The organism is Massilia sp. TSP1-1-2, assembly GCF_049896185.1.
GTDB lineage: Bacteria > Pseudomonadota > Gammaproteobacteria > Burkholderiales > Burkholderiaceae_D > Telluria_A.
On the sequence record NZ_JAFCTU010000037.1, the window covers coordinates 28891 to 54292 of the forward strand.

The 25402-nt window shown below is 61.3% G+C and carries 29 protein-coding genes and 2 tRNA genes; 27 read left to right on the forward strand and 4 right to left on the reverse strand.

Annotation, left to right across the window (positions count from 1 at the left end):
* Positions 1–48: 48 nt before the first annotated feature.
* Together ACP7BV_RS23005 and ACP7BV_RS23010 are read left to right on the forward strand one after the other, a co-directional pair.
* Entirely contained in the window at positions 49–1194 is a 1146-nt protein-coding gene (locus ACP7BV_RS23005; protein WP_426107091.1) for a 23S rRNA (adenine(2030)-N(6))-methyltransferase RlmJ, read from the forward strand.
* A 79-nt stretch (positions 1195–1273) separates the two neighbouring features.
* Positions 1274–2533 (forward strand): EAL and HDOD domain-containing protein, encoded by a 1260-nt coding sequence (locus ACP7BV_RS23010; protein WP_426107092.1) that lies wholly within the window; start codon positions 1274–1276, stop codon positions 2531–2533.
* Positions 2534–2551: 18 nt separating this feature from the next.
* Here the strand turns inward: ACP7BV_RS23010 and ACP7BV_RS23015 are convergent, their stop codons facing one another.
* The 3 genes from ACP7BV_RS23015 to ACP7BV_RS23025 all read right to left on the reverse strand — a co-directional run bounded on the left by ACP7BV_RS23015 (position 2552) and on the right by ACP7BV_RS23025 (position 4771).
* The gene (locus tag ACP7BV_RS23015; protein ID WP_426107093.1) at positions 2552–3235 is read right to left on the reverse strand and encodes a DUF6445 family protein; all 684 of its coding nucleotides are present in this window, start codon (positions 3233–3235) and stop codon (positions 2552–2554) included.
* Between the two features lie 179 nt (positions 3236–3414).
* On the reverse strand, positions 3415–4152 hold the full coding sequence (locus ACP7BV_RS23020; RefSeq protein ID WP_426107095.1) for an SAM-dependent methyltransferase: 738 nt from the start codon (positions 4150–4152) through the stop codon (positions 3415–3417).
* Positions 4153–4159: 7 nt separating this feature from the next.
* Positions 4160–4771, reverse strand: a complete 612-nt coding sequence (locus tag ACP7BV_RS23025) for a Maf-like protein (RefSeq protein ID WP_426107097.1) — start codon at positions 4769–4771, stop codon at positions 4160–4162.
* Between the two features lie 91 nt (positions 4772–4862).
* Between ACP7BV_RS23025 and ACP7BV_RS23030 the strand changes: the two genes are divergently transcribed.
* The 11 genes from ACP7BV_RS23030 (at position 4863) to ACP7BV_RS23080 (ending at position 13235) form a co-directional block, all read left to right on the forward strand.
* On the forward strand, positions 4863–5360 hold the full coding sequence (locus ACP7BV_RS23030) for a YceD family protein (protein WP_426107098.1): 498 nt from the start codon (positions 4863–4865) through the stop codon (positions 5358–5360).
* A 188-nt stretch (positions 5361–5548) separates the two neighbouring features.
* Entirely contained in the window at positions 5549–5731 is a 183-nt protein-coding gene (rpmF, locus tag ACP7BV_RS23035) for a 50S ribosomal protein L32 (RefSeq protein ID WP_008449924.1), read from the forward strand.
* Positions 5732–5927: 196 nt separating this feature from the next.
* Positions 5928–6986 carry a phosphate acyltransferase PlsX gene (gene plsX / locus ACP7BV_RS23040; protein ID WP_426107100.1) on the forward strand — a complete coding sequence of 353 codons (1059 nt, stop codon included), beginning with the start codon at positions 5928–5930 and terminating at the stop codon, positions 6984–6986.
* A gap of 14 nt (positions 6987–7000) precedes the next feature.
* A complete protein-coding gene (locus tag ACP7BV_RS23045; RefSeq protein WP_426107101.1) occupies positions 7001–7987 on the forward strand; it encodes a beta-ketoacyl-ACP synthase III in 987 nt (328 codons plus the stop codon).
* Positions 7988–8068: 81 nt separating this feature from the next.
* Complete coding sequence (fabD, locus tag ACP7BV_RS23050) at positions 8069–9019, forward strand: ACP S-malonyltransferase (RefSeq protein ID WP_426107103.1); 951 nt, start codon at positions 8069–8071, stop codon at positions 9017–9019.
* Between the two features lie 21 nt (positions 9020–9040).
* Positions 9041–9778, forward strand: coding sequence for a 3-oxoacyl-ACP reductase FabG (gene fabG, locus ACP7BV_RS23055; RefSeq protein WP_426107104.1), 738 nt, complete (start codon positions 9041–9043; stop codon positions 9776–9778).
* Positions 9779–9955: 177 nt separating this feature from the next.
* Positions 9956–10195, forward strand: a complete 240-nt coding sequence (gene acpP, locus ACP7BV_RS23060; protein ID WP_018059410.1) for an acyl carrier protein — start codon at positions 9956–9958, stop codon at positions 10193–10195.
* 25 nt (positions 10196–10220) lie between these two features.
* Positions 10221–11468 carry a beta-ketoacyl-ACP synthase II gene (gene fabF, locus ACP7BV_RS23065; protein ID WP_426107105.1) on the forward strand — a complete coding sequence of 416 codons (1248 nt, stop codon included), beginning with the start codon at positions 10221–10223 and terminating at the stop codon, positions 11466–11468.
* 153 nt (positions 11469–11621) lie between these two features.
* Positions 11622–12107 carry a hypothetical protein gene (locus ACP7BV_RS23070; protein ID WP_426107106.1) on the forward strand — a complete coding sequence of 162 codons (486 nt, stop codon included), beginning with the start codon at positions 11622–11624 and terminating at the stop codon, positions 12105–12107.
* A 70-nt stretch (positions 12108–12177) separates the two neighbouring features.
* On the forward strand, positions 12178–12780 hold the full coding sequence (gene rpoE / locus ACP7BV_RS23075) for an RNA polymerase sigma factor RpoE (protein ID WP_426107107.1): 603 nt from the start codon (positions 12178–12180) through the stop codon (positions 12778–12780).
* Between the two features lie 65 nt (positions 12781–12845).
* Positions 12846–13235: a sigma-E factor negative regulatory protein gene (locus tag ACP7BV_RS23080; RefSeq protein WP_426107108.1), complete on the forward strand. Its 390-nt coding sequence runs from the start codon at positions 12846–12848 to the stop codon at positions 13233–13235.
* On the opposite strand, the gene ACP7BV_RS23085 is transcribed toward ACP7BV_RS23080, so the two are convergent.
* Positions 13219–13455, reverse strand: coding sequence for a hypothetical protein (locus ACP7BV_RS23085; RefSeq protein WP_426107109.1), 237 nt, complete (start codon positions 13453–13455; stop codon positions 13219–13221). The genes ACP7BV_RS23080 and ACP7BV_RS23085 overlap by 17 nt on opposite strands.
* Here ACP7BV_RS23085 and ACP7BV_RS23090 point away from each other — a divergent pair.
* The 14 genes from ACP7BV_RS23090 to ACP7BV_RS23155 all read left to right on the forward strand — a co-directional run bounded on the left by ACP7BV_RS23090 (position 13454) and on the right by ACP7BV_RS23155 (position 25346).
* Positions 13454–14917 carry a DegQ family serine endoprotease gene (locus tag ACP7BV_RS23090; RefSeq protein ID WP_426107111.1) on the forward strand — a complete coding sequence of 488 codons (1464 nt, stop codon included), beginning with the start codon at positions 13454–13456 and terminating at the stop codon, positions 14915–14917. The two genes, ACP7BV_RS23085 and ACP7BV_RS23090, sit on opposite strands and share 2 nt — an antisense overlap.
* Positions 14917–15183, forward strand: coding sequence for a glutaredoxin family protein (locus ACP7BV_RS23095; protein ID WP_426107112.1), 267 nt, complete (start codon positions 14917–14919; stop codon positions 15181–15183). The genes ACP7BV_RS23090 and ACP7BV_RS23095 overlap by 1 nt, the downstream gene beginning before the upstream one ends.
* Positions 15184–15386: 203 nt before the next feature.
* The gene (gene lepA / locus ACP7BV_RS23100; protein WP_426107114.1) at positions 15387–17177 is read left to right on the forward strand and encodes a translation elongation factor 4; all 1791 of its coding nucleotides are present in this window, start codon (positions 15387–15389) and stop codon (positions 17175–17177) included.
* A complete protein-coding gene (lepB, locus tag ACP7BV_RS23105; protein WP_426107115.1) occupies positions 17178–18098 on the forward strand; it encodes a signal peptidase I in 921 nt (306 codons plus the stop codon).
* Between the two features lie 16 nt (positions 18099–18114).
* Positions 18115–18522 (forward strand): DUF4845 domain-containing protein, encoded by a 408-nt coding sequence (locus tag ACP7BV_RS23110; protein WP_426107116.1) that lies wholly within the window; start codon positions 18115–18117, stop codon positions 18520–18522.
* Between the two features lie 24 nt (positions 18523–18546).
* Positions 18547–19398 carry a ribonuclease III gene (gene rnc, locus ACP7BV_RS23115; RefSeq protein ID WP_426107117.1) on the forward strand — a complete coding sequence of 284 codons (852 nt, stop codon included), beginning with the start codon at positions 18547–18549 and terminating at the stop codon, positions 19396–19398.
* Positions 19395–20297, forward strand: a complete 903-nt coding sequence (gene era, locus ACP7BV_RS23120) for a GTPase Era (protein ID WP_426107119.1) — start codon at positions 19395–19397, stop codon at positions 20295–20297. The genes rnc and era overlap by 4 nt, the downstream gene beginning before the upstream one ends.
* Positions 20298–20315: 18 nt before the next feature.
* Positions 20316–21137, forward strand: a complete 822-nt coding sequence (gene recO, locus ACP7BV_RS23125; RefSeq protein WP_426107120.1) for a DNA repair protein RecO — start codon at positions 20316–20318, stop codon at positions 21135–21137.
* A gap of 15 nt (positions 21138–21152) precedes the next feature.
* Positions 21153–21935 (forward strand): pyridoxine 5'-phosphate synthase, encoded by a 783-nt coding sequence (gene pdxJ / locus ACP7BV_RS23130; RefSeq protein WP_426107121.1) that lies wholly within the window; start codon positions 21153–21155, stop codon positions 21933–21935.
* Positions 21932–22330 (forward strand): holo-ACP synthase, encoded by a 399-nt coding sequence (gene acpS, locus ACP7BV_RS23135; RefSeq protein ID WP_426107122.1) that lies wholly within the window; start codon positions 21932–21934, stop codon positions 22328–22330. The genes pdxJ and acpS overlap by 4 nt, the downstream gene beginning before the upstream one ends.
* The gene (gene uvrC, locus ACP7BV_RS23140) at positions 22331–24244 is read left to right on the forward strand and encodes an excinuclease ABC subunit UvrC (protein WP_426107124.1); all 1914 of its coding nucleotides are present in this window, start codon (positions 22331–22333) and stop codon (positions 24242–24244) included.
* A gap of 236 nt (positions 24245–24480) precedes the next feature.
* Positions 24481–25065, forward strand: coding sequence for a CDP-diacylglycerol--glycerol-3-phosphate 3-phosphatidyltransferase (pgsA, locus tag ACP7BV_RS23145; RefSeq protein WP_426107125.1), 585 nt, complete (start codon positions 24481–24483; stop codon positions 25063–25065).
* Positions 25066–25134: 69 nt separating this feature from the next.
* Positions 25135–25210, forward strand: a tRNA-Gly gene (locus ACP7BV_RS23150).
* A 62-nt stretch (positions 25211–25272) separates the two neighbouring features.
* Positions 25273–25346, forward strand: a tRNA-Cys gene (locus ACP7BV_RS23155).
* Positions 25347–25402: the final 56 nt, after the last annotated feature.

Genomic DNA, 25402 nt, shown 5'->3' on the forward strand with positions numbered 1-25402 from the left:
GATAATGGTGCAATACGTTGTTAACACCTTTTTCATTGGAATTATCTTATGTTGAGCTACCGCCACGCCTTTCACGCGGGTAATCACGCCGACGTCTTGAAGCATTTCGTGCAGATCCAGTTGCATGAATACATGAATCAGAAAGACACTGCTTACACCTATATCGACACCCACTCGGGCGCCGGCGTGTACGCGCTCGATGGCGGCTATGCCTCGAAAAACGCGGAGTACGAGACCGGCATCGGCCCCTTGTGGGAACGCACCGACTTGCCGAAAGGCTTGAAGGAATACGTGGACCTCGTCAAGGGACTCAATCCCAGCGGCAAGATGCGCTATTACCCGGGCTCCCCTTACTGCGCCGACAAGGCCATGCGCGAGCATGACCGGCTGCGCCTGTTCGAACTGCACCCCGCCGACGCCAAGATCCTGGCTGACAATTTCCGCAAGGTTGAATTGCACCAGGCGGAAAACGGCATCCGTCCGACCACCCGCGGCAAGCGTGTGCTGGTCGAGCGGGGCGATGGTTTTCATGCTCTCAAGACCTTGCTGCCGCCGCCCTCGCGGCGCGCCCTGGTCCTGATCGACCCGCCGTACGAGGACAAGCAGGATTACCGCAAAGTGCGCGACGCGATCGACGATGCGCTGGTGCGTTTTCCGTCAGGAATTTATGCAATCTGGTATCCGGTACTGCAGCGCATGGAGTCGCGCGGGTTTGCCGACAAGCTCAAGCGCTTGCCGGCCAAGGAATGGCTCAACGTCACGCTGACCGTCACCACTCCGGGCCCGGACGGCTTCGGCTTGCACACCAGCGGCATGTTTATTTTCAATCCGCCGTTTACGCTCGAGCCCATGCTGCGCCAGGTAATGCCTTACCTGGTTCAGGTGCTGGGCAAGGATGCGGGCGCTACCTTCGTCATTGAAAAGGGTACCCAGGTGACGGGCTCGACCACGTCGCGCAGCGCCAGCGGCGCGCCTCGCGTGCCGGTTGGCAATGCTCGCCGCGGCAGCCCGACGGCCGGCACGGGCAGCTTGCGCCTGCCCGGGCAAGCACCGGCTGGCACGCCGGGTGCGGCCGGCGCGGACGCAGTCCGGCCGCGCGCCGCGGCGCCGGCCCGGGCCGGGCGCCCGACCGGTTCACGCCCCACGGGTTCGGGGAAAACCGGTCCGGGAAAAACCGGACCGCGTCGACCTTGAACCATGGTCCGTAGTATAGTTATAAATATTGCATTAAAATGCGCCGCCCCTGGCGCTGCATTAGCTTACGGATATTTTCATGCTCAGTGAAGCAGTCAGCGACGTCGTGCTGCCGACGGATGATTTTTTTCTTGCCCGGCAACCAATTCTTGGGCGCAACCAGCGCTTGGTGGCGTTCGAATTGCTGTTTCGAAGCGCCGACGCGCCCGAGGCCAACGTCGTCGATCACGCGGCGGCCACGGCCGCCGTCATTTCGCATGCCTCGCAATTGGGCATGCAGCGCGTGGTGGGCGAACGCCTGGCTTTCGTGAACGTCGATGAAATCGTGTTGATGAGCGACTTCGTGCGCTTTCTGCCGCACGACAAAGTCATCCTTGAAATCCTGGAAACCGTGCGCGCCACGCCCGAAGTGATCGCCCGCGTGACCGAGCTGCGTGCGTTCGGCTTCAAGTTCGCGCTCGACGACGTGATTGCCGAATCGGACGACACCAGCAAGCTGATCGGCCTGGTCGACGTGGTCAAGATCGACGTTCAGGCGGTGCCTGCGGCCAACCTCGCGGCGCTCGTCAAGACCTTCACCTTGCCTGGCAAAAAGCTGCTGGCCGAAAAAGTCGAAACGGTCGAAGAATACGAAATGTGCATGGCGCTGGGATTCGAATATTTCCAGGGCTATTATTTTGCCCGTCCAGCCATTCTGAGCGGCAAGAAGATCGCGCCGTCCGAGCTGGTCATCCTCAATTTGCTGCAGCTGATCAATTCCGATGCCGACGATGGCGACCTTGAAATGTCGATCAAGCGCGATCCTCTCATCAGCCTTAATTTGCTGCGGCTGGTCAACACGCCGGCTGCGGGTGCGCGCCGGCACATCAATTCGCTGGCCGAAGCGCTGCTGGTGTTGGGGCGCGACCAGCTGCAGCGCTGGCTGCAAATTTTGCTCTACGCCACGCCGGGTACCGCAGTCGAACTCACTTCGCCACTACTGCAAATGGCCACCACGCGCGGCAAGCTGATGGAGTTGATGGCGCGCAAGCTGCCGGCCGAGCAGCGCGCCGGGGCCGCCGCTGCGTTTACGGTGGGCATCATGTCGCTGATGGATGCGCTGTTTTCCATGTCGATGGCCGACGTGCTCGACACGGTGGCCGTCGCGCCCGAGGTGCGCACCGCTCTGCTCGAGCGCGAAGGCGTGCTGGGCGAGATGCTCAAGATCGTGGAGTTGCTTGAAAATCCGAAGCGCGGCTCGCAGCTGAGTAAGTCGCTCAAGGCGCTCGGCGTGACGGTCAAGGAAGTACGCGAGATTGAACTTGAGGCGTTTAGCTGGGTCAATGAATTGGTGGCGTAAACAGGCCGGACCTGGGCCTTACGCCATCCAGAAAAACACCACCGTCATGCGTTTGTCGGCATCGTCAAAGCCGAAATAGCCGCTCGCCGAATGCACCAGGTTGCCCCGGTACAGCAAGATCCGATTGAACCGGTTGTCGATCCGCAGCTCTTCCTGCCACGCCTCGGGCGGCAAGCCCTTGACGCCCAGCGCTTCGCGCAGATTGGCGTGCGGCGGGCTGCACGTGTTGCCGCTCAGCGTGCCGTTCGGGTAGCGCAAGCGATAGAACGAGGTACCGCAGCTCGGGTCCGGGTCGGGCGTGAGGTAGATCACGCAGGCGTAGCGGCACAGCTTGCGCGAGTCGGTATGCGGGCGCGGGCCGGAGTCGGCCATGCCCACCAGTTGCACATGGTTATGGTTTAGCGTGCTGCCCTCGGGCGTGGCTTCTTGCCACAGCCGCTTGGCGCCAGTCACTTGCTTGACCCACGTTTCCACGTATGCAATTTGATCGGGCGTGAGCGCATCCGGGCAGCGCTTGCCTGGCCACGGCTCGGGCCGGTAGGGCGCGCCGAGCTGCCAGTCGGTCCGGGCGTAGCAGCGTTGCGAAACCTCGACCGCGTCAGGCAGGAAATCGTCGGCGACCCAATAGTCGCGGCCGAGTTGCGGCTTCACGTACGTAAGGGTTGGCAATTTAACCGGGGCAGGGGAGTTGGGTCGAAGCATGCCGCTTTCCTGTAAAAGAAACGTGAATGGCTGAACGAGCCGAAGGATAGCACGCCCCAACTTGCCCCATCTTGCTAGCGCAACACCTCACCCGGGGTCAGTTCCCCCATTGCGACACGAGCTCATCAGCCCGCAGATGAGTTCGTGTCGTAATGGGGGAACTGACCCCGTGGTGGATTTTACTGGGCGAGCAGCAGGAAGACGGTGGGTTTTTTGTGGAAGTCGGGTGCGTTGCCGCTGGCGAGCAAGGCTTTCCATTTGGCACCGCTCAGCGTGCGGATCGCTTCCGTCGGCAAGCTCAAATCGGTTGCCACGCAGATCAGCGTGCTTTGCTGGCAGCCAAGCACCAGCGCGTCGAGCATGGCGGCGTTGCGGTAGGGCGTTTCAATCAGCAATTGGGTCTGCTTTTCGCTCCGCGAACGGTTTTCCAGTTCCTTGATGCGCTTGATGCGCAGGGCGGCGTCGGTCGGCAAATAACCATTGAAGGCGAAGCTTTGCCCGTTCAGCCCGCTCGCCATGACGGCCAGCAGCAGCGACGAGGGCCCCACCAGCGGCTTGACGATAATGCCGTGCTGATGCGCCAGGCGCACCAGGTCGGCGCCCGGATCGGCGACCGCCGGCACGCCCGCTTCCGAGACCAGGCCCGCGTCGCGTCCCGCCAGCAGCGGCGCCAGCAAGCCCGCCAGCGCAGTGGCCGGTGTATTGACGTTCAGTTCGGCAATCTCGATTTCTTGCAGTGGCCTGGCCAGCGGATGGCCGACGGCAATCAATTTCAGAAAGCCCCGTGCGGTCTTGGCGTTTTCGGCGACAAAGTAGTCCAGCCGCGCGGTAATCGTCTGCACGTGCTCGGGAATGACATGCGACAGGGCGTCGGTCGCGCCCAAGGTGTTGGGAATCAGGTAGAGGGTGCCGGTCATCGGGTCTTTAGTTGAAAAAGGTAAAGCCGGCCTTGCGCAGCATGCCGCTCAAGGCGATCAGCGGCAAGCCGGTCAGGGCGGTCGGGTCGGTGCTGTCAATGCGTTCCAGGATGGCTATGCCCAAGCCTTCATTCTTGGCGCTGCCGGCGCAGTCGTATGGTTGTTCCAGGCGCAGGTAAGCGTCGAGCTCGGCGTCGGGCAGGTCGCGGAAGGTGACGAAGGTCTGCACGTTTTCCAGTTGCGCGCCGCCGGTGAGGGTGGCAGCGCGGTCGTCCCACACGCATAGCGCGGTATGAAACACCACGCGCCGCCCGCGCATGGTTTGCAACTGGGCCAGGGCGTTGGCGTGGTTGCCCGGCTTGCCGATTTGCGCGCCGTCCAGCGTGGCAACCTGGTCCGAACCGATGACCACACTGCCGGGGGCGCGCGCCGCCACCGCCTGCGCCTTGCAGCGCGCCAGGCGCAGGGCGGTGGCTTCCGGCGCTTCGCCGGGCATGGCGTTTTCATCGATATCGGGCACCATCACGTCGAAGGGCAGGCGCAGCCGTTCGAGCAGCTCGCGCCGGTAAACGGAACTTGATGCAAGAATCAGACGCGGAGGGGAATAAGTTGGTATCATTGCGGCCTTCAGCAGGAAAAACACCGTAAGTCTTTGACTGCACAGCGGTAAGCCTGCTATTATCGCAGGTTTTCCGGGGAAATTTTCTGTAATGAGTGCTTTTGTCATCGACGCTTTTGAGTTTTGTCGAAGCAACGGCCATCGCGAGGGCATCACGCCTGTCGCTGAAATGAGCCGGTTGAACAAGGATTGTGCGGACCACTCGGGTGAAGTTACCTGGGCTGTGAATGGCGCAACCAGCAAGCAGGGCTATCCGCAATTGACGCTGTCGGTCTCCGGCACTGTCCAGCTGATGTGCCAGCGTTGCCTGACTCCGTATGCTTTTGAGATGGATTCGTCCACCGCGCTCATGCTCGGCAAGGACGACCAGCACGCCGATGAAATCGAAGAGGCGCTGGACGATGAAAGCATCGACGTGATCGTCGGCAGCCGTTCATGCGATATTCGCGACCTGGTCGAAGATGAGGCGCTGCTGGCCTTGCCGCAAGTGCCCAAGCATGATGTCTGTCCCGAGACCAAGCTGCTGGACGAGCTGAAAAGCGAGAAGCCGTCGCCGTTCGCCAGCCTCAAGGACTTGAAGGCGGAGTAATACCGAATTTGCAGTAAGTAAGGAACGTGTCAAACGCGTGTCGTAATCGAGTATGGCAAGTTGCAGTGCAATGTAGGACGGCGTTAAACGTGTCGGCAATAAGGTTTATTGCCGCTGGGATACTCGATTCGCATGTATTTGCTGGTCGATTGTGTTAGAATTTTAGAACTTATGTATTAGGAGTCATCATGGCAGTTCAGCAAAATAAGAAGTCCCCATCCAAGCGCGGTATGCACCGCTCGCACGACTTCCTGGTCGCGCCGCAACTGGGTATCGAGCCAACCACCGGTGAAACGCATCTGCGTCACCACATCAGCCCGAACGGCTTCTACCGTGGCCGTAAAGTTCTCAAGACTAAGAACGACGAGTAATCGACGTCTTATTACTGAGTAAGATGAAAGCGGTGCAACGTATTTTTCTGCGTGGCGCCGCTTTTTCCGTTTCTTCGGCTGCAAACGATTTTTGCACACCGTCATTTCGATTTACGCAGACTCTGGCTGGCATTCGCCCACTTACAGAGCGCATACTGCCGCCTTGGCCTGTCCGGCTGCGGTACGAACCCAACAAATGACAATTAAAATTTCCATCGACTGCATGGGCGGCGATCACGGCCCCTCGGTTACCATTCCCGCAGCCATTTCCTTCGCCAAGCACGAGCCCGGCGCCGAGCTGATCCTGGTTGGCCTCGAAGACGTCGTGCGCGCCGAACTGAAAAAATGCAAGGCCGAGAACCACCCGCGCCTGTCGATCGTGCACGCCTCCGAAGTGGTCGAGATGGACGACCCGATTGAAGTGGCCTTGCGCCGCAAAAAAGATTCTTCGATGCGCGTGGCGATCGAGTTGGTCAAGGACGGCAAGGCGCATGCCTGCGTTTCGGCCGGCAATACGGGCGCCTTGATGGCGATCTCGCGTTACGTGCTCAAAACCATGGCCGGCGTCGACCGTCCCGCCATCTGCTCGATTTTGCCCAATCAAAAGGGTGGCCCGACCTATATGCTGGACCTGGGCGCGAACGTCGATTGCGAGCCCCATCACCTGCACCAGTTCGCCATCATGGGGTCGGTGTTGGTGTCCGCGATGGAACGCATCGAACGCCCGACCATCGGTTTGCTCAACGTGGGCACCGAAGAAATCAAGGGTAATGAACTGGTCAAGGAAACGTCGAAACTGTTGCGCGCGGACCAGCAGCGCGGCGCCCTCAATTTTGTCGGCAATGTCGAAGGCAACGATATCTTCAAAGGCACGGTCGACATCGTCGTTTGCGACGGTTTCGTGGGCAACGTCACGCTCAAGGCGGCCGAAGGGCTCGGCCGCATGATCAAGACCGTGCTCACGGCGGAATTTCGGCGCAACCCGCTGACCATGCTGGGCGCCCTGATTGCGCGCGGCGCGCTGAAAAACTTTGGCAACGTCATCAATCCATCGCGCTATAACGGCGGCGCCTTGCTCGGCTTGCGCGGCCTGGTGTTCAAGAGTCATGGCGGGGCCGATGCCTATTCCTACGAATGGGCGATCAAACGCTCCTTCGATGCAGCGAACTATCATTTGCAGGAGCATCTTTCGGAGAAAATTGCCGAACTGATGCCACGCGCGCCTGAGGCGGAAGCGACAGGCTCAACAACTTAGCAGGACGGCAAGCAATGACTTTGTATAGCAAAATTATCGGCACCGGCAGTTACCTGCCGCAGCGACGGGTGAGCAACGAAGACCTGACGGCGCAACTGGCGGCGCAGGGCATTGAAACGTCGGATGAGTGGATCGTCTCGCGCAGCGGCATTTCAGCGCGCCACTACGCGGCCGACGGGGAATTGTCGTCGGACCTGGCCGCCAACGCGGCGCGCAAGGCGCTGGAAATGGCCGACCTGGAACCCGACCAGATCGATCTCGTCATCGTCGCCAGTTCGACCCCGGATTTCTATGGAAGTTTCCCCAGTACGGCGTGCATCGTGCAGCGCAAGCTCGGCATGCACAACAATAGCGCTGCTTTCGACGTGCAAGCCGTGTGCAGCGGCTTTGTCTACGCCGTCTCGGTGGCCGACGCCTTTATCAAGTCGGGCGCGCACAAAAACGTGCTGGTGGTCGGCGCCGAAGTGTTTTCGCGCATTCTTAATTTCCAGGACCGCACCACCTGCGTGCTGTTTGGCGACGGCGCCGGCGCGATCGTCATGACCGCTTCGAGCGAGCCGGGCATTTTGGCCACCAAGTTGCACGCCGACGGGCGCCACGCGGACATCCTGTCGGTCCCGGCCAACCTGGCCGGCGGCGCGCTGGCCGGCAGCGGTTTCCTGTTTATGGATGGCCCCGCCGTGTTCAAGCTGGCCGTCTCGGTGCTCGAGCAGGTGGCGCACGAAGCGCTGGCGCATGCGGCCATGCTGCCGTCCGACATCGACTGGCTCATTCCCCACCAGGCCAATCTCCGCATCATGAAAAGCACGGCCAAAAAACTCGGCTTGCCGATGGAAAAAATGGTCGTCACCGTCGACCAGCACGGCAATACCTCGGCGGCATCGATTCCGCTCGCGCTCGACATTGCCGTGCGCGACGGCCGCGTCAAGAAGGGCGACAACGTGATGATGGAAGGCGTGGGCGGCGGCTTTACGTGGGGTGCGGTGCTGGCGCGCATGTAATGCCGAACCCGATGCAAAACCCGATGCAGTACCCTATTTAGGTAAAGAGTTCTAACCAATAAAAACAGGAGAGCAACTCGCATGAATAATTTTGCATTCGTATTTCCAGGCCAGGGTTCGCAGGCCATCGGCATGTTGAACGGCTTTGCCGGCAACGCCGTCGTGGCGCACACGATTGCCGAAGCCAACGAGGCGCTCGGCATGGACCTGGGCAAAATGATTGCCCAAGGTCCCAAGGAAGACCTGGACCTGACCACCAATACCCAGCCCGTGATGCTGACGGCCGCGGTCGCGGTGTGCCGCGCGTGGATCGCCGCCGGTGGTCCTCCGCCCAGTGTCGTTGCCGGCCACAGCGTGGGCGAATACGCGGCGCTGGTTGCCGCCGGCGTGATTGCCTTCAAGGATGCGGTGCCGCTGGTGCGCTTTCGCGCGCAAGCCATGCAGGAAGCGGTGCCGGTCGGGCAGGGCGGCATGGCCGTCATTCTCGGCCTGGCGGCCGACGAGGTGCGCGCCGTCTGCCGCGAAGCTGCCGCGCTCGCGCCCGGCAGCGTGGTGGAAGCGGTCAACTTCAATGAGCCGGTCCAGATCGTCATTGCCGGCCACAATGCGGCGCTCGACCGCGCCTGCGAACTGGCCAAGGCGCGCGGCGCCAAGCGCGCCATGCGGCTGTCGGTGTCGGCGCCGTTTCATTCGTCGCTGCTGAAACCTGCCTCTGATCGCTTGCGCGCCTACCTGCAGGACCTGCACTTCGGCGCGCCCCGGATCGCCTTGATCAACAACGTGGACGTGGCGGTATTGAGCGACCCGGCGCTGATCAAGGATGCGCTGGTGCGCCAGGCGGCCGGCCCGGTGCGCTGGGTGGAAACGATGCAAAAGCTGGCCGCCGACGGCACCACGCTGGTCATTGAAAGCGCGCCGAGCAAGGTATTGATCGGCATGGCCAAGCGCATCGATGCGCGCCTGGCGGGCGAGGCGCTGGTCGACCAGGCTTCGCTGGAGCGGGTGCTCGCTGCGCTGAACACCAACGTTTAAATATAGAAAGCAGGAACCGTAATGAATTTGGAAAAACAAGTTGCACTGGTGACGGGCGCTTCACGCGGGATCGGCAAGGCGATTGCCCTCGAACTGGCGCGCCAGGGCGCCAAGGTGGTCGGCACGGCCACCACCGAAGCGGGCGCGAGCGCCATTTCTGCTTACCTCGACGAATTCGGCGGCAAGGGCGTGGTACTGAACGTGACCGACAGCGCCGGCTGCGCCGCCGTCATTGACGACGTCCAGAAGCGCTTTGGCAGCCTGTCTATCCTGGTCAATAATGCCGGCATCACGGCCGACCAATTGGCCATGCGCATGAAGGACGACGAGTGGGACAGCGTGATTGCGACCAACCTGACGGCGGTGGGCCGCTTGTCGCGCGCCGTCTTGCGCGGGATGATGAAAGCACGGCAAGGGCGTATCATTAACATCACGTCGGTGGTCGGCTCGGCCGGCAACGCCGGCCAAATGAATTATGCGGCCGCCAAGGCGGGCGTGGCGGGCATGAGCCGCGCGCTGGCGCGCGAGATCGGCAGCCGCAATATCACCGTCAACTGCATTGCACCGGGCTTTATCGACACCGACATGACCAAAGCGCTCAGCGCCGAGCAGCACGCCGCCTTGCTGACCCAGATTCCCCTGGCACGCCTGGGCGCACCCGAAGACATCGCGCACGCGGTTGCCTTCCTGGCCGGTCCGCAAGCTGCCTACATCACGGGCACGACCTTGCACGTGAATGGCGGCATGTATATGAGTTAATATCCGGTGCACCAATGCTCACGCTTTGGTGCGCGACGCAAAACCAAAATGCGGTCAAATAGATTGATTTAGCAGCAGTTTCGGTGGTTTTTACAGTAGACGTTGAAATTAGTTTTTCAGCGCGCAAACCTGATAAAATGCGCGCACTTTCCGTAACACACACAATGGAGCCATAACATGTCGGATATCGAACAACGCGTTAAAAAAATCGTCGCTGAGCAACTGGGCGTTGCTGAAGTGGACATCAAAATCGAATCCTCGTTCGTGGACGACCTCGGTGCCGATTCCCTCGACACGGTCGAGCTGGTGATGGCGCTGGAAGATGAATTCGAAATGGAAATCCCTGACGAACAAGCGGAAAAAATCACCACCGTAAAGCAGGCAATCGACTACGCCACGGCGCACGTCAAGGCCTGAGTTTTATAGTTTCCGGGAGAATCGCTTGAGCCGTTCACGCAACCGTCGTGTTGTTATCACTGGCCTGGGCTGCGTATCACCGATCGGCAATACCATTGCCGAGTCGTGGAGCGCAGCGCTGGCCGGCAAGTCGGGCATTGCCACGATCACCAAATTCGACGCGACGCCGTTCTCGACCCGGATCGCGGGCGAGGTCAAGGGTTTCGATGTCGAGCAATACCTGCCTGCCAAGGAAGCGCGCCACATGGATACCTTCATCCATTTCGGCATGGCGGCAGGCATCCAGGCCTGGCAGGATTGCGGCCTGACGGTGACCGAGGAAAACGCCGACCGCATCGGCGTCATCATCGGTTCGGGCATTGGCGGCTTGCCGCTGATCGAAGATACCAAGGACGAATACGCCAAGCGCGGCCCGCGCCGTATTTCGCCATTCTTCGTGCCGGCGTCGATCATCAACATGATCTCGGGAAATCTCTCGATCAAGTACGGCATGCGCGGCCCGAATCTGGCCATCGTCACCGCCTGCACCACCGGCCTGCACAGCATTGGCGCGGCCGGGCGTCTGATCGAATACGGCGACGCCGACGTGATGATCGCCGGCGGCGCCGAAGCGACCATTTCGCCGCTGGGCCTGGGCGGTTTCGCCTCGGCGCGCGCGCTGTCGGCGCGCAATGACGATCCGGCCACGGCCTCGCGGCCATGGGACCGCGACCGCGACGGTTTTGTGCTCGGCGAAGGCGCCGGCGTGATGGTGCTGGAAGAGTACGAGCATGCCAAGGCGCGCGGCGCGACAATCTATGCCGAGCTGCTTGGCTTTGGCATGAGCGCCGACGCCTATCACATGACCTCGCCCGTCGAAGATGGCGCCGGGGCGTCGCGCTGCATGGTGTCGGCGCTGTCCAACGCCGGCGTCAACGCCGACCAGGTCGACTACGTCAACGCCCATGGCACCTCCACGCCGCAGGGCGACGTAGCCGAAGTGCAAGGCTTGAAAAAGACCTTTGGCGACCATGCCTACAAGCTGGTGGTCAATTCGACCAAATCGATGACGGGCCACCTGCTGGGCGGCGCCGGCGGCCTGGAAGCGGTGTTCACGGTGCTGGCGATGCATCACCAAGTCTCGCCGCCCACCATCAATCTGTTCAACCAGGACGCCAACTGTGATCTTGATTTCTGCGCCAACACGGCGCGTGCCATGAAGATCGACATTGCGGTGAAAAATTCCTTTGGCTTCGGCGGAACCAACGGAACCCTGGTCTTCGGCAAGGCGTAAGCGTGGCAAGTAAGGGCGCTGCATTGTAAAAGTCCTGTAACAGCTTGAACCCGAGGTGCCCATTTCCTGTCCAAGGAAGTGGGCGTTTTGCTTTGTGCGGGCGGCTTTCGCCCGTTCATCTGGTTTCCTTGCGCCTGCCATTCCCACCTGTCTATGTCGATTGCGCTATCAGCCGTCATTCACCCGTCGCGCTTGCTGCGCCTGGCGCTTGCTGCCTGGGGCGCGGCGGCGGGTGCGGCGGCCTTGCTGCTGGTGTTCGCACAGCCGGCGCTCTGCGCGTGGCCGGCGCCGCTGGCGTTGTCGTGCGCGGGGGTCGCGCTGCTGGCTTGGCGCTGCGCGCTGCAAAGCGCGAATGCGCGCCAGATTGACATTTCTGGACCCGGAGAGATTCGCCTTTCGGTAAAACAGAGTCTGGGAGCCGCACGGGCGTTTGGCGAACCTTTGCTGCTGCTGCCGGGTTCCACGGTCTGGCCATCCTTGCTGATTTTGCTGCTTCGCGACAACACCAGCGGCGTCATCACAGTCGTGCCAATCTTGCCTGACAGTGTAGCTGCTGGACAATTTCGCAAAATTGCCGTGTCGATAAGATGGATTGCCAGGCGGGACAATAAATTTTCAGATAAAAACAAAATACTTTGAACTTATTGCAACGGGCCAACTCTATATACATAGGGACGCGCCCCACGCCGCAGCCAAGAGGGCATGGTCAGTGACGACAGAACGCGAGTGTGATCAACTGCTGGTTGAGCGTGTCCAGGCAGGCGAACGCCAAGCATTCGACCTGCTGGTCGGAAAGTATCAGCGCAGGCTGATGCGGCTGGTGTCGCGACTGGTGCACGACCCGGCGGAAGCGGAAGACGTTGTACAGGAAACGTTTATCAAGGCGTATCGCGCCTTGCGGCATTTCCGCGGTGATTCGGCATTCTATACTTGGTTGTATCGCATAGGAATCAACACGGCAAAGAATTATCTCGTCACACAGGGCAGGCGTGCCCCGACCTCGACCGAGGCCGATGCAGAGCGCGCCGAAGCGTTTGACGATGCGGATAGCTTGCGCGACATAAATACGCCGGAATCGATGTTGGCCAGCAAGCAAATCGCGTACACGGTCAATGCTGCGATGGAGGCGCTGCCGCTCGAATTGAGAACGGCAATTGTACTGCGCGAAATTGAAGGTTTGAGCTACGAAGAAATATCTGAAGTCATGGCCTGCCCGATCGGCACTGTTCGTAGCCGTATTTTCCGGGCACGCGAAGTCATCGCTGAAAAGTTGAGACCGCTTCTCGACTTGCCAGTTGACAAGCGACGTTAGGTGTAGCGATGATCGTCATGCCCGGTTGATTTTTGGTCACACACCTATGCTGATGGAATAACCCGATGGACACTCACAAAAAAATCCGCGAGCACATTTCGACCCTGAGCGATGGGGCGCTGTCGAACTCGGACCTCGAGCTCGCGCTCGCGGCGCTGCAGTCCGCTGACGGCCAGCAGGCATGGAATACCTACCACCGGATCGGCGACGCGCTCCGGGCGCAGGCTACGCCTGAACTGTCGGACGCCTTTGCCGAGAAGCTCGCTGCCAGGCTGGCGCTTGAACCTGTCCCGCTGCGCAAGGTCACCCGGCCGGCGCCCGCGCCGGAGAAACGTCCGATCACGGCCTTATCCCGGCAGCAGCAAGCCTCGAGTGCGAGTGCCGTCACCGGCGATGCGGCGCCCGAAGCAGTGGCAGTGTCGCAGGCCAAGCCCGCCGTCATTTCAGTGTCGTAAAGGCCGCCGCGCGCTTCCCCCATACTTGGCTGGCTCGGGCGACGCCGCCGGCTTTGGGCTGGCGGCGCGGGCCCGGCAGCGACGGGCGCCGGGCCGTCATCGATCCACATGCGTTTTTTTTGGTCCACACCAGCCGGCTGTTTTCGGACCTTTCCCACTTCTTGCCGTTTTGGCTTACCATAACGCCAATACGAACTTTCCCATTCAATTCCATGACCATGACCTTTCCTGCTGGCCGCAAACTTGTTTTCGCCCTGATCGTCGCAGCCTCAAGCCTGAGCCTGACGAGCCCGTCCGCACTGGCGGCGCCCGTCGCCGCGCCGCTGGTCACGGGCTTGCCCGATTTCACCGACCTGATCGACAAGGTGGGACCGGCCGTCGTCAATATCCGCACCACCGAAAAGCTGCGCCAGGGGCAGGGCGGGGGCGGGGGGCAGGATGAGGAAATGCAGGAATTTTTGCGCCGCTTTTTCGGCGCCCCGGGCCCGTCGACGCGCCCGGCCCCGCGCGGACGGCGCGCGCCCCAGGCGCAGGAAGAAGAAGTGCAGCGCGGCGTCGGTTCCGGCTTCATTATTTCCAACGATGGCTATGTGCTCACCAACGCCCACGTGGTCGACGGCGCCGACGAAGTGATCGTCACGCTTACCGACCGCCGCGAATTCAAGGCCAAGGTGCTCGGTTCGGACAAGCGCTCCGACGTTGCCGTGCTCAAGGTCGACGCGGCCAACCTGCCCTACCTGACGGTAGGCGACTCGAACAAGATCCGGGTCGGCGAATGGGTGATTGCCATCGGTTCACCCTTTAACCTCGACAATACCGTGACGGCCGGCATCATTTCCGCCAAGTCGCGCGACACGGGCGAATTTTTGCCGCTGATCCAGAGCGACGTGGCCGTCAATCCGGGCAACTCGGGCGGCCCTTTGATCAATATGCGCGGCCAGGTGATCGGCATCAATTCGCAGATCGCCACGTTGTCGGGCGGCTACAACGGGATTTCCTTTGCCGTGCCGATCGACGAGGCGATGCGCGTGTCCGACCAGCTACGCAAGAGCGGCAAGGTCACGCGCGGGCGCATCGGCGTTGAAATTGGCGAAGTGAGCAAGGACGTGGCCGAGTCGCTCGGCCTGGGCCGCGCGCGTGGCGTGGAGGTGGCGCGGGTGGAAGCGGGCGGGCCGGCCGAAAAAGGCGGCATCAAGGTTGGCGACATCATCCTGAAATTTAACGGTACCGACGTGGAGCGCTCCGGCGACCTGCCGCGCCTGGTGGCGGCCGCGCCGGTCGGCAGCAAGGCGGTCGTCACCGTCTGGCGCAAGGGCGCCCAGCAAGACATCAATGTCAGCATCGTCGAGCTGGAAGACGACAAGGCCAAGCGCGTTCCCGTCAAAAAGCCGAAGGCCGAGCAGGCGCCGAACGCGATCGGGCTGCACGTGTCCGACCTGTCGGATGTGCAGCGGCGCGAACTCAAGCTCGACGCCGGCGTCGTGGTCGACGCCAGCGAGGGCGCCGCGGCACGCGCCGGCGTGCGTCCGGGCGACTTGATCTTGCAGCTGAACAACGTGGAAGTGAAGGACGCCAAGAGTTTTAACGCCATGGCTTCCAAGCTCGACCCGAAACGCAGCGCCGCCCTGCTGGTGCGGCGCGACGACAGCACCCAGTACGTCGTGATCCGGCCGCGGCAATAATGCGCATCCCGCATTTCACGCTGTACGCGCGTTCCTACTGCCACTTGTGCGACGACATGCTCGTCGCACTCGAGGCACTCCAGAGCGCGACCGTGCGCTTTACGGTGTCGGTGGTCGACATCGACGACGATCCGGCCCTGGTGGCCCGTTTCGACGAGCTGGTGCCGGTTCTTTTTGGCCACCTTGCCGAACCGGAACTGTGCCATTACCACTTCGATGAAGCGGCCGCGCGCCGTTTCCTGGCCAGCTCGCCGGTGTCTATCTAGCAATATTTTATCCGGAGGCGCATAAACCGGGCTTTCTACTGTGAAATCCGGTAAAATGCGGGGGTCGGAAAAGCTTCTGCCAAAAGGCAATGCTTCTCTTGCATGATAAGGCGCTCGCCTGGGGATTGCCATGCCCCCCCGGAGCGCTTTTTTCGTATTGCCTGCGCAAACGCTGCCCCTCCTACTCGGTCAAAATTGCATCAATGAACAACATACGTAACTTCTCCATCATCGCCCACATCGATCACGGTAAATCGACACTGGCCGACCGTATCATCCAGATTTGCGGCGGCCTGTCCGACCGCGACATGGAAGCCCAGGTGCTCGATTCGATGGACCTGGAGCGCGAGCGCGGCATCACCATCAAGGCCCAGACGGCCGCCTTGCACTACAAGGCCAAGGATGGCGTGGTGTACAACCTGAACCTGATCGACACCCCGGGCCACGTGGACTTCAGCTATGAAGTGTCGCGCTCGCTGTCGGCGTGCGAAGGCGCGCTGCTGGTGGTGGACGCGTCGCAGGGCGTGGAAGCGCAAACGGTTGCCAACTGCTACACCGCGCTCGACCTGGGCGTGGAGGTGGTGCCGGTGCTCAACAAGATCGACTTGCCGCACGCCGACCCGGCCAATGCCATCAAGGAAATCGAAGACGTGATCGGCATCGATGCCGCCGACGCCGTGCAATGCTCGGCCAAGAGCGGCTTGGGCGTCGAAGACGTGCTCGAGTCTTTGATCGCGCGCGTGCCGCCGCCCAAGGGCGACCCGACGGCGCCGCTGCAGGCGCTGATTGTCGACTCGTGGTTCGACAACTATGTCGGCGTGGTGATGCTGGTGCGGGTGATCAACGGCACCTTGAAGCCTAAGGAAAAAATCCTGTTGATGGCGTCCGAATCGACCCAGCTGGTCGAATCGGTCGGCGTGTTCAGCCCCAAATCGCAACCGCTGCCGCAATTGTCGGCCGGCCAGGTAGGCTTTGTGATTGCCGGCATCAAGGAATTGAAAGCGGCCAAAGTGGGCGACACCGTCACCCACGCCGCCCGGCCCGCTGCCGCGCCGCTGCCAGGTTTTAAAGAAGTCCAGCCGCAAGTGTTTGCCGGCCTGTTCCCGGTCGAGGCGAACCAGTACGACGCACTGCGCGACTCGCTGGAAAAACTCAAGCTCAATGACGCCGCGCTGATGTACGAGCCGGAAGTGTCGCAGGCGCTCGGCTTTGGTTTCCGTTGCGGTTTCCTGGGTTTGCTGCACATGGAAATCGTGCAGGAGCGCCTGGAGCGCGAATTCGATATGGACTTGATCACCACGGCGCCGACCGTGGTGTACGAAGTCTTGATGCGCGACGGCAGCATCATCAAGGTCGACAACCCGTCCAAGATGCCGGAAACGACCAAGATCGAGGAAGTGCGCGAGCCGATCGTCATCGTCAACCTGTACATGCCGCAAGAGTACGTCGGTTCGGTCATCACGCTGTGCATTTCCAAGCGCGGCGTGCAGATGGACATGAGCTACCACGGGCGCCAGGTCAAGCTGATCTACGAAATGCCGATGGCGGAAATCGTGCTCGACTTTTTTGACAAGCTCAAGTCGACCTCGCGCGGCTACGCCTCGATGGATTACGAGTTCAAGGAAAACCGGGCCTCGGACGTGGTCAAGGTCGACATGCTGATCAATGGCGAAAAGGTCGATGCGCTGGCCATCATCGTGCACCGCGCCAACGCCATTTACCGCGGCCGGCAAGTGGCCGCCAAGATGCGCGAACTGATTCCGCGCCAAATGTTCGACGTCGCCATCCAGGCCGCGATCGGGGTGAACGTCATCTCGCGTGAAAACGTCAAGGCGCTGCGCAAGAACGTGCTGGCCAAGTGTTACGGCGGCGACATCAGCCGCAAGAAAAAGCTGCTTGAAAAGCAAAAGGCCGGCAAGAAACGCATGAAGCAAGTTGGTTCGGTGGAAATCCCGCAAGAGGCTTTCCTGGCAATTTTACAGGTGGATGGTTAAATGACACTACAAACGATTCTCAGCAACTTCGCCCTGATCCTGTTTGTCTTGATGGTGGTCACCGGGGTGGTCTGGTGCCTCGATGTCTTTGTGCTCGCCAAGCAGCGCCGGCGCGCGGCCGATGCCGCGCTGGCCGAATTCGACATCCGCGCCGCCAAGCTGATGGCCGACGGCGTCAAGCCCGACAGCAATGCCAATGCGCGCGCCGATATCGAACGCCATCACCTGGCGCAGCCAACCTGGATCGAGTATTCGGGCAGTTTCTTCCCGGTCATCGCGCTGGTGTTTTTCCTGCGCTCGTTCCTGTACGAACCGTTCAAGATTCCATCGGGTTCCATGGTGCCCACGCTGGTGATCGGCGACCTGATTCTGGTGAATAAGTTCACCTACGGCGTACGCCTGCCTATCCTCAACGAGAAAATCCTCGACGTCAACGACCCGCAGCGGGGCGACGTGATGGTCTTCAAGTACCCGAAAGACATGAGCCAGGACTACATCAAGCGCGTGGTGGGCGTGCCGGGTGATAAAATCACGTATGAGAACAAGCGCCTGACCGTCAATGGCAAGCCGCTGGCCTATACGCAGATGGATGACTACTTGCACGATGAGAAATTCTCTTACGACAAGCAATTCGTGGAGAACTTGCCTGGAAAGACACACCGGATATTGAACAAGGAAAATACCCGCAGTATTAATCAGGAACAGGTGCAAGATTTCCCTTTCCATGACGCTTGCGCGTATTCCGACGACAAATTTACGTGTATCGTACCTCCAGGCAATTACTTTATGATGGGCGATAACCGGGACGACAGCATGGACAGCCGCTATTGGGGTTTTGTACCCAATAAGAACATTGTCGGCAAGGCATTCTTCGTCTGGATGAACCTGGGTAATCCGAAGCGTATCGGCGGCATTGACTAGACCATAAGGAAACACCATGTACGGTTCCAAGCGTGTAAATCTTCATTCGCAGCGTGGCGTGTCGCTCTCGGGCCTGATCGTCGGCCTCGCGGTGATTTTCGCCGTCGCGCTGCTCGGCATGAAAGTGTTTCCGTCAGTATTGGAATACCGCGCCGCGAAAGAAGGCATCGTCAGCGCCAAGCGCCAGGGCGGCACGCCCATGGAAATGCGCTCTGCCTTCAACAAGGCTGCCGACATCAACATGATCACGTCGATCGACGGCAAGGACCTGATCGTCACCAAGGTCAACGGCGAGACCGAACTGGCCTTCGATTACGAGAACAAGATTGCCCTGTTCAAGGACGTCTACCTGGGCATTCACTACGCGGCGACGACCGACAAGAGCGGCGTGGTCCCTGAAAAGTCCGACGCGACTGTGCATTAAGGCACGACAACCATACCACCGACAATGAATCTTCAGTTATTGCAAACCCGTTTGGCGTACACGTTCCAGGATGCTGGCCTCTTGCAGCAAGCCTTGACGCACCGCAGCCACAGCAGTTTGCATAACGAGCGCCTCGAGTTTTTGGGCGATTCGATTCTGAACTGCGTTGTCGCCTCGGTGCTCTACGAGCGCTTTGCCAGCATCGACGAGGGCGACCTGTCGCGCCTGCGGGCCAACCTGGTCAAGCAGCAGTCGCTGTATGAAATCGCGCAAAAGCTCGAACTGTCGCAATTCTTGCGCCTGGGCGAGGGTGAACTCAAGTCGGGCGGCTTTCGCCGGCCGTCGATCCTGGCCGACACGCTCGAAGCCTTGCTGGGCGCCATTTTCCTCGATGCGGGCTTTAATGCCGCGCGCGACGTGATCCGCGCCTTTTACATTCCCATCCTCGACTCGGTCGACCCGCGCACGCTGGGCAAGGATGCCAAGACACTGCTGCAAGAGTTTTTGCAGAGCAAAAAAATCTCGCTGCCGACCTACAACGTCGTCGCCACCCATGGCGCGGCGCACAGCCAGGAATTCGAGATCGAATGCCTGGTGCCCAAGCTGGGCATCCAGGTTTATGGCCGCGGCGGCAGCCGGCGCGCCGGCGAACAGGCGGCCGCCAAGCTGGCGCTCGACGTCGCCCAGCAAGCGCTGCTCAAGACCCCGGGCGCAACGCGCAAGGCCAAGCCGCGCGCCGCCCAGCTCAAGCTGGCCGGCATCGCCACCATCCAGAGCGACGGCGACGGCGAGGGCGATGCAGAAGTTATCCTGGCCACACCCGCAAAATCCGCCGACGCCAAGGCTTTCAAACACCCTGAAACGAAATCAGCATGACAAGCCCAACTACCCCAGACAATTTCCGTTGTGGCTATATCGCCATTGTCGGCCGCCCCAACGTGGGCAAATCGACGCTGATGAACCAGCTGATCGGCGCCAAGGTGTCGATCACCTCGCGCAAGGCGCAGACCACGCGCCACCGCATCACCGGCATCCAGACGCTGGACGACGCCCAGTTCATTTATGTCGACACGCCCGGTTTCCAGACGCGCCACTCGAACGCCCTGAACAAGACGCTCAACAAGACCGTCACCAACACGCTCATTTCGGCCGATGTGATCCTGTACCTGGTGGAAGCGGGCACCTTCGGCCCGGCCGACCAGCAGGTGATCGACCTGCTGCCCCAGGACGTGCCGTGCATGTTGGTGATCAATAAGTCCGACCGCGTCAAGGACAAGGCGGCGCTGATGCCGTTCGCCCAGGAGCTGGCCGCCAAGCATAACTTTGCCGCCATCGTGCCGGTGTCGGCCAAGCTGCGCTTCCAGCTCGACGCGCTGCAAAACGAAATCAAGCGCTTCCTACCCGAGAACGCGCCCGTGTTCGGCCCGGACGACATCACCGACCGCAGCGAAAAATTCCTGGCCTCGGAAATCGTACGCGAAAAGCTGTTCCGCCTGGTGGGCGACGAGCTGCCCTACACCAGCACGGTATTGATTGAAAAGTTCGAACAGGAGGGCGATTTGCGCCGCATTTTCGCGGCCATCCTGGTGGAGCGCGACACCCACAAGTCCATGGTCATCGGCAACAAGGGCGCGCGCTTGAAGGAACTGTCCACCCAGTCGCGCCTGGACATGGAAAAACTGTTCGGCGGCCCGGTCTACCTGGAAATCTGGATCAAGGTCAAATCGGGCTGGGCCGACAACGAAGCCGGCCTGCGCGCTTACGGTTACGAGTAAGCAGAGCGTCCCGCCTGCATGCCCACGCCCAGCGCCGACACGGCCGACACGGCCCTCACCGCGCCATCTGACAGCGCACCGGCCCCGGCCAGGCGCACAGCCGCCGCGCGCTCGCGCAATCCCGCCCTGGCCGGGCGCGTGGCCGGCCAGCCGGCCTTCGTGCTGCACAGTTACCCTTACAAAGAAACCAGCCTGATCGTCGACATGTTCACCCGCGATTACGGCCGCATTGGGCTGGTGGCCAAGGGCGCCAAGCGGCCCCATTCCAAGCTGCGCGGCGTGCTGCAAACCTTCCAGCCGCTGCAGGCGTCGTGGAGCGGCAAATCCGAACTGCGCACCATGATCGACGCCGAATGGGTGGGCGGCATGCTGCCGCTGGAAAAAACGGCGCTGCTATGCGGCTTTTACCTCAACGAGCTGCTGGTCAAGCTGCTGGCGCGCGACGACCCGCATCCGGTGCTGTTCGACCATTACGTGGCCACGCTCAACGCGCTCGCGCACGGGGAATCGGCGCCCATCGTCTTGAGAAAATTCGAACGGGCCTTACTTAAAGAGACAGGCGTGGCGGCCGACCTGACGCGCTGCACCAGCACGCGCGCTGCGGTCGACCCGCTCGTCGAGTACGTCGTCGACCCGGAACGCGGGCCGCGCCTGGTGCGCGCGGCCGACACCTGGCCGGCGGTGCTGGGCAAGACGCTGCTCGACATGGAAAACGAAGACTACCGCGACCCTGTCACGCAAGCGCAAAGCAAGCAGCTGATGCGCTTTTTGCTGGCGCACCACCTGGGCGGCGCGCCGCTCAACACGCGCCAGATTTTGATCGACCTGATGCAGTTATAACCTGAGAACAACGTCATGAGCTTTCTCCAGCCGTCCGGCCCTGTGATTGACCTGGGCATCAACATCGATCACGTGGCCACCTTGCGCAATGCGCGCGGCACCGTCTATCCCGACCCGCTGCGCGCGGCGCTGCTGGCCGAGCAGGCCGGCGCCGACGTCATCACGCTGCACCTGCGCGAAGACCGGCGCCACATCAAGGACGCCGACGTGGTGGCGCTGCGCCCGCTGCTCATGACGCGCATGAACCTGGAAGCGGCCGTCACGCAGGAGATGATCGACTTCGCCTGCGTCATCAAGCCGCAGGACGTGTGCCTGGTGCCCGAGCGGCGCGAGGAAGTGACCACCGAAGGCGGGCTCGATGTGGTGCGCTACTACAAACAGGTGGAAGCGGCCATCAGGCAGTTGCAGGGGGAGGGCATCCGCGTGTCGCTGTTCATCGACGCCGACGAGCAGCAGATCAGCGCCGCCGCCGAGCTGGGCGCGCCGGTGATCGAACTGCATACGGGGCGCTACGCGCAGGCCCACGCCAGCGACCTGGAACGCGAGCTGGCGCGCATCAAGGCCGGGGCCAGGTTTGGCGTGGAACGGGGCTTGGCGGTCAACGCCGGCCACGGCCTGCACTACACCAACGTGCAAGCGATTGCCGCCATTGCCGACATTGGCGAACTCAATATCGGCCATGCGATTGTCGCCCACGCCGTGTTCGCCGGCTGGGAAAACGCCGTACGCGAAATGAAGGCCATCATGGTGGCCGCGCGCCTGGGCGTGAGCCTGGCCAACCTGGCCCGGGGCGCATGATCTACGGGATCGGCACCGACATCGTCCAGGTCTCGCGCATTGCGCAGGCGCTGGCGCGGCATGGCGTGCGCTTCGCCGAAAAGATCCTGGGGCCCGACGAACTGGTCGAATTTCACGAGCGCAGCGCCAAAAATCCCGTGCGCGGCATGCGCTACCTGGCCACGCGCTTTTCGGCCAAGGAAGCGTTTTCCAAGGCCATTGGCCTGGGTCTGCGCGAACCGATGACGTGGCCCGCCGCGCAAACGCTGAATCTGGATAGCGGCCAGCCGGTGCTCGCGTGCAGTGGCGCGCTCGCAGCGTTTATGCGTCAAAATAGGCTCAGTGCCCAGGTGACCATCAGCGACGAAGCTGAGTACGGGGTTGCCTTCGTGATCGTGACGCAAGAGGTTCAGTAGATGTCAGCAGCAACTCCAGCAGTCACTCCAGCAGTCACTCCAGCAGTCACTCCAGCGCTCACGCCAGTAGTCACTTCGGAGGCGCGCGCCATCGTGCTCGACACGGTCGGCAAGCTTCCCAATCTGCCCGGCGTGTATCGCTATTTCGATGCGCAGGACGGCGTGCTGTACGTGGGCAAGGCGCGCGACCTGAAAAAACGGGTGTCGAGCTACTTTCAAAAGAACCTGGCCAGCCCGCGCATCGCCATGATGGTCGAGCGCATTGCACGCTTGGAGACTACCGTCACGCAGAGTGAAGCGGAGGCGCTGATCCTTGAAAACAACTTGATCAAGACGCTCAAGCCGCGCTTTAACATCTTGTTCAGGGACGACAAGTCGTACCCGTACTTGAAAATCACCGGCGGCGCCACGCCGCGCATGGCCTACTACCGCGGCGCGATCGACAAAAAGAGCCAGTACTTCGGCCCATTCCCGAGCGCGTGGGCGGTCAAGGAATCGATCCAGATCCTGCAAAAGGTGTTCATGCTGCGCACCTGCGAAGACAGCGTGTATTCGAACCGCACCAGGCCCTGCCTGCTGCACCAGATCGGGCGCTGCAGCGCGCCGTGCGTAGACCTGGTGGAGCCAAGCGACTACCAGCGCGATGTCGACAACGCCGCCAAGTTCTTGCGCGGGCGCCAGAGCGAAGTGCTGGCCGACCTGGAAGCGAAGATGCACGCCTTTGCCGGTGAACTGAAGTTCGAGCAGGCGGGCGCGGTGCGCAACCAAATCCAGGCGCTCTCGCGCGTGCTGCACCAGCAAAGCATGGAGAGCGGCGGCGACGCCGACGTCGACATCATCGCCGTGGTGGTGCAGGGCGGGCGCGCCTGCGTCAACCTGGCGATGGTGCGCGGGGGGCGCCACCTGGGCGACCGCGCGTATTTTCCGTCGCAGCTGGCGGAAGCTGCGGCGATTGCCGAAGGGGCGATCGAATGCGAAGTGCTGGCCGCCTTTCTGGCCCAGCACTACACCGAAAAATTCGTGCCCGGCACCTTGATCCTGAATATCGAATTCGACCAGCCGGCGCTGATGGTGGCCTTGACCGAGCAGTGCGGCCACCGCATCAATCTGCTCTTCCAGCCCCAGGGGCAGCGCCGCCAGTGGCTCGACATGGCGCACAAGGGGGCCGAGATTTCGCTGGCGCGCCTGCTCTCCGAACAGGGCTCGCAGCAGTCGCGCACGCGCGCGCTGGCCGAGGCGCTGCTCATTGAATCGGAAGACCTGGAGACCTTGCGCGTGGAGTGCTTCGACATCAGCCACACTATGGGCGAGGCGACCCAGGCCTCGTGCGTGGTGTTCCATCACCACGCCATGCAAAACGGCGAGTACCGGCGCTACAACATCAACGGCATCACGCCGGGGGACGATTACGCGGCCATGCGCCAGGTACTGATGCGCCGTTACGAGAAAGTGGCCAATGGCGACGGCGTCATGCCCGACGTGGTCTTGATCGACGGCGGCAAAGGCCAGATCGAAATGGCGCGCCAGGTGTTTGCCGAACTTGGCCTGGATATTTCGCTGATCGTGGGCGTAGCCAAGGGAGAAGGGCGCCGCGTCGGGCTCGAGACGCTGATGTTCGTCGACGGGCGCGCCGCGCAGGAACTGGGCAAGGAATCGGCCGCGCTGATGCTGGTCGCCCTGATTCGCGACGAGGCGCACCGCTTTGCCATCACCGGCATGCGTGCCAAGCGCGCCAAGACGCGCCAAACGTCGCGCCTGGAAGAGATCGAGGGTATCGGCGCCAAACGCCGCCAGCGCCTCCTGGCGCGCTTTGGGGGCTTGCGCGGGGTGGTCGATGCCAGTGTCGAAGACCTGATGTCGGTCGAAGGCATTTCGACCCAGCTGGCCGAAGAGATTTACCGGCAGCTGCATTAACCGCGGGTGGATACGCGGCGCAATGCGCTGCGCTTTTGTTCCCTGCGTTTGCGCGTGCTTCGCACGGCGTGCAAACCGGTGCAAGCGGCACTGCGCCGCGCCCGCGCCATGTTGCCTCCCGAACTGGTGCAATATGCATTAGCAAGGTAGACTAGCGGCGCAAGTATTCATAATGCCTAACCAGTTCGTGCGCCTCTGTGCCCTGCCTCTATGCCCTGTCTCTATGCCCTGTCTCTATGCCCTTTAACATCCCGATTCTCCTGACCTGGTTACGCGTTGCCCTCATTCCCCTGGTGGTAGGCGTGTACTACCTGCCGCTGCACTGGCTGCCGCGCTCCGACCAGGATCTGGCGGCAACGGTGGTGTTTGTCGTTGCCGCCGTCACCGACTGGTTCGACGGCTTTCTGGCGCGGCGCTGGAACCAGACCTCGGCCTTCGGCGCCTTTCTCGACCCTGTGGCCGACAAGCTGATGGTGGCTGGCGCGCTGCTGGTCCTGGTGCACCTGGACCGGGTCGACCATTTCATCGCTTTTATTATCATCGGGCGCGAGATCGCCATCTCGGCGCTGCGTGAATGGATGGCGCAGATCGGCGCCTCGCGTTCGGTGGCGGTCAGTTCGATCGGCAAGATTAAGACGGCCGCGCAAATGATTGCCATCCCCATGCTGCTGTTCCATGACAAGCTGTGGGGCGTGCTCGACACCCAGCTGCTGGGCGACTACCTGATCATCCTGGCGGCGATCCTGACGGTGTGGTCGATGTTTTATTACATGCGCCTGGCGTGGCCATTGATCAAGGAAAAGGCTGGCGACGCCTTATAAAAAATCGAGTGGGAAACCAACCTTGACAACCCGCTCAGATGATCTATAATGCCTGCCTGTTGTGACGACGCGGGAGTAGCTCAGTTGGTAGAGCGCAACCTTGCCAAGGTTGAGGTCGAGAGTTCGAGACTCTTCTCCCGCTCCAGAATTCAAAAGGGAAGCCTGGCTTCCTTTTTTTTCCTCTCAGGGGAAAGTAGCAAAGTTTCTGGCGAGGTAGCAAAGAGGTTATGCAGCGGCCTGCAAAGCCGTTTAGACGGGTTCGATTCCCGTCCTCGCCTCCAGAAATCAAGGACTTAGCGATTTTTTCGCTGGTTCAAAAAAACTCGACCTCTTGAAA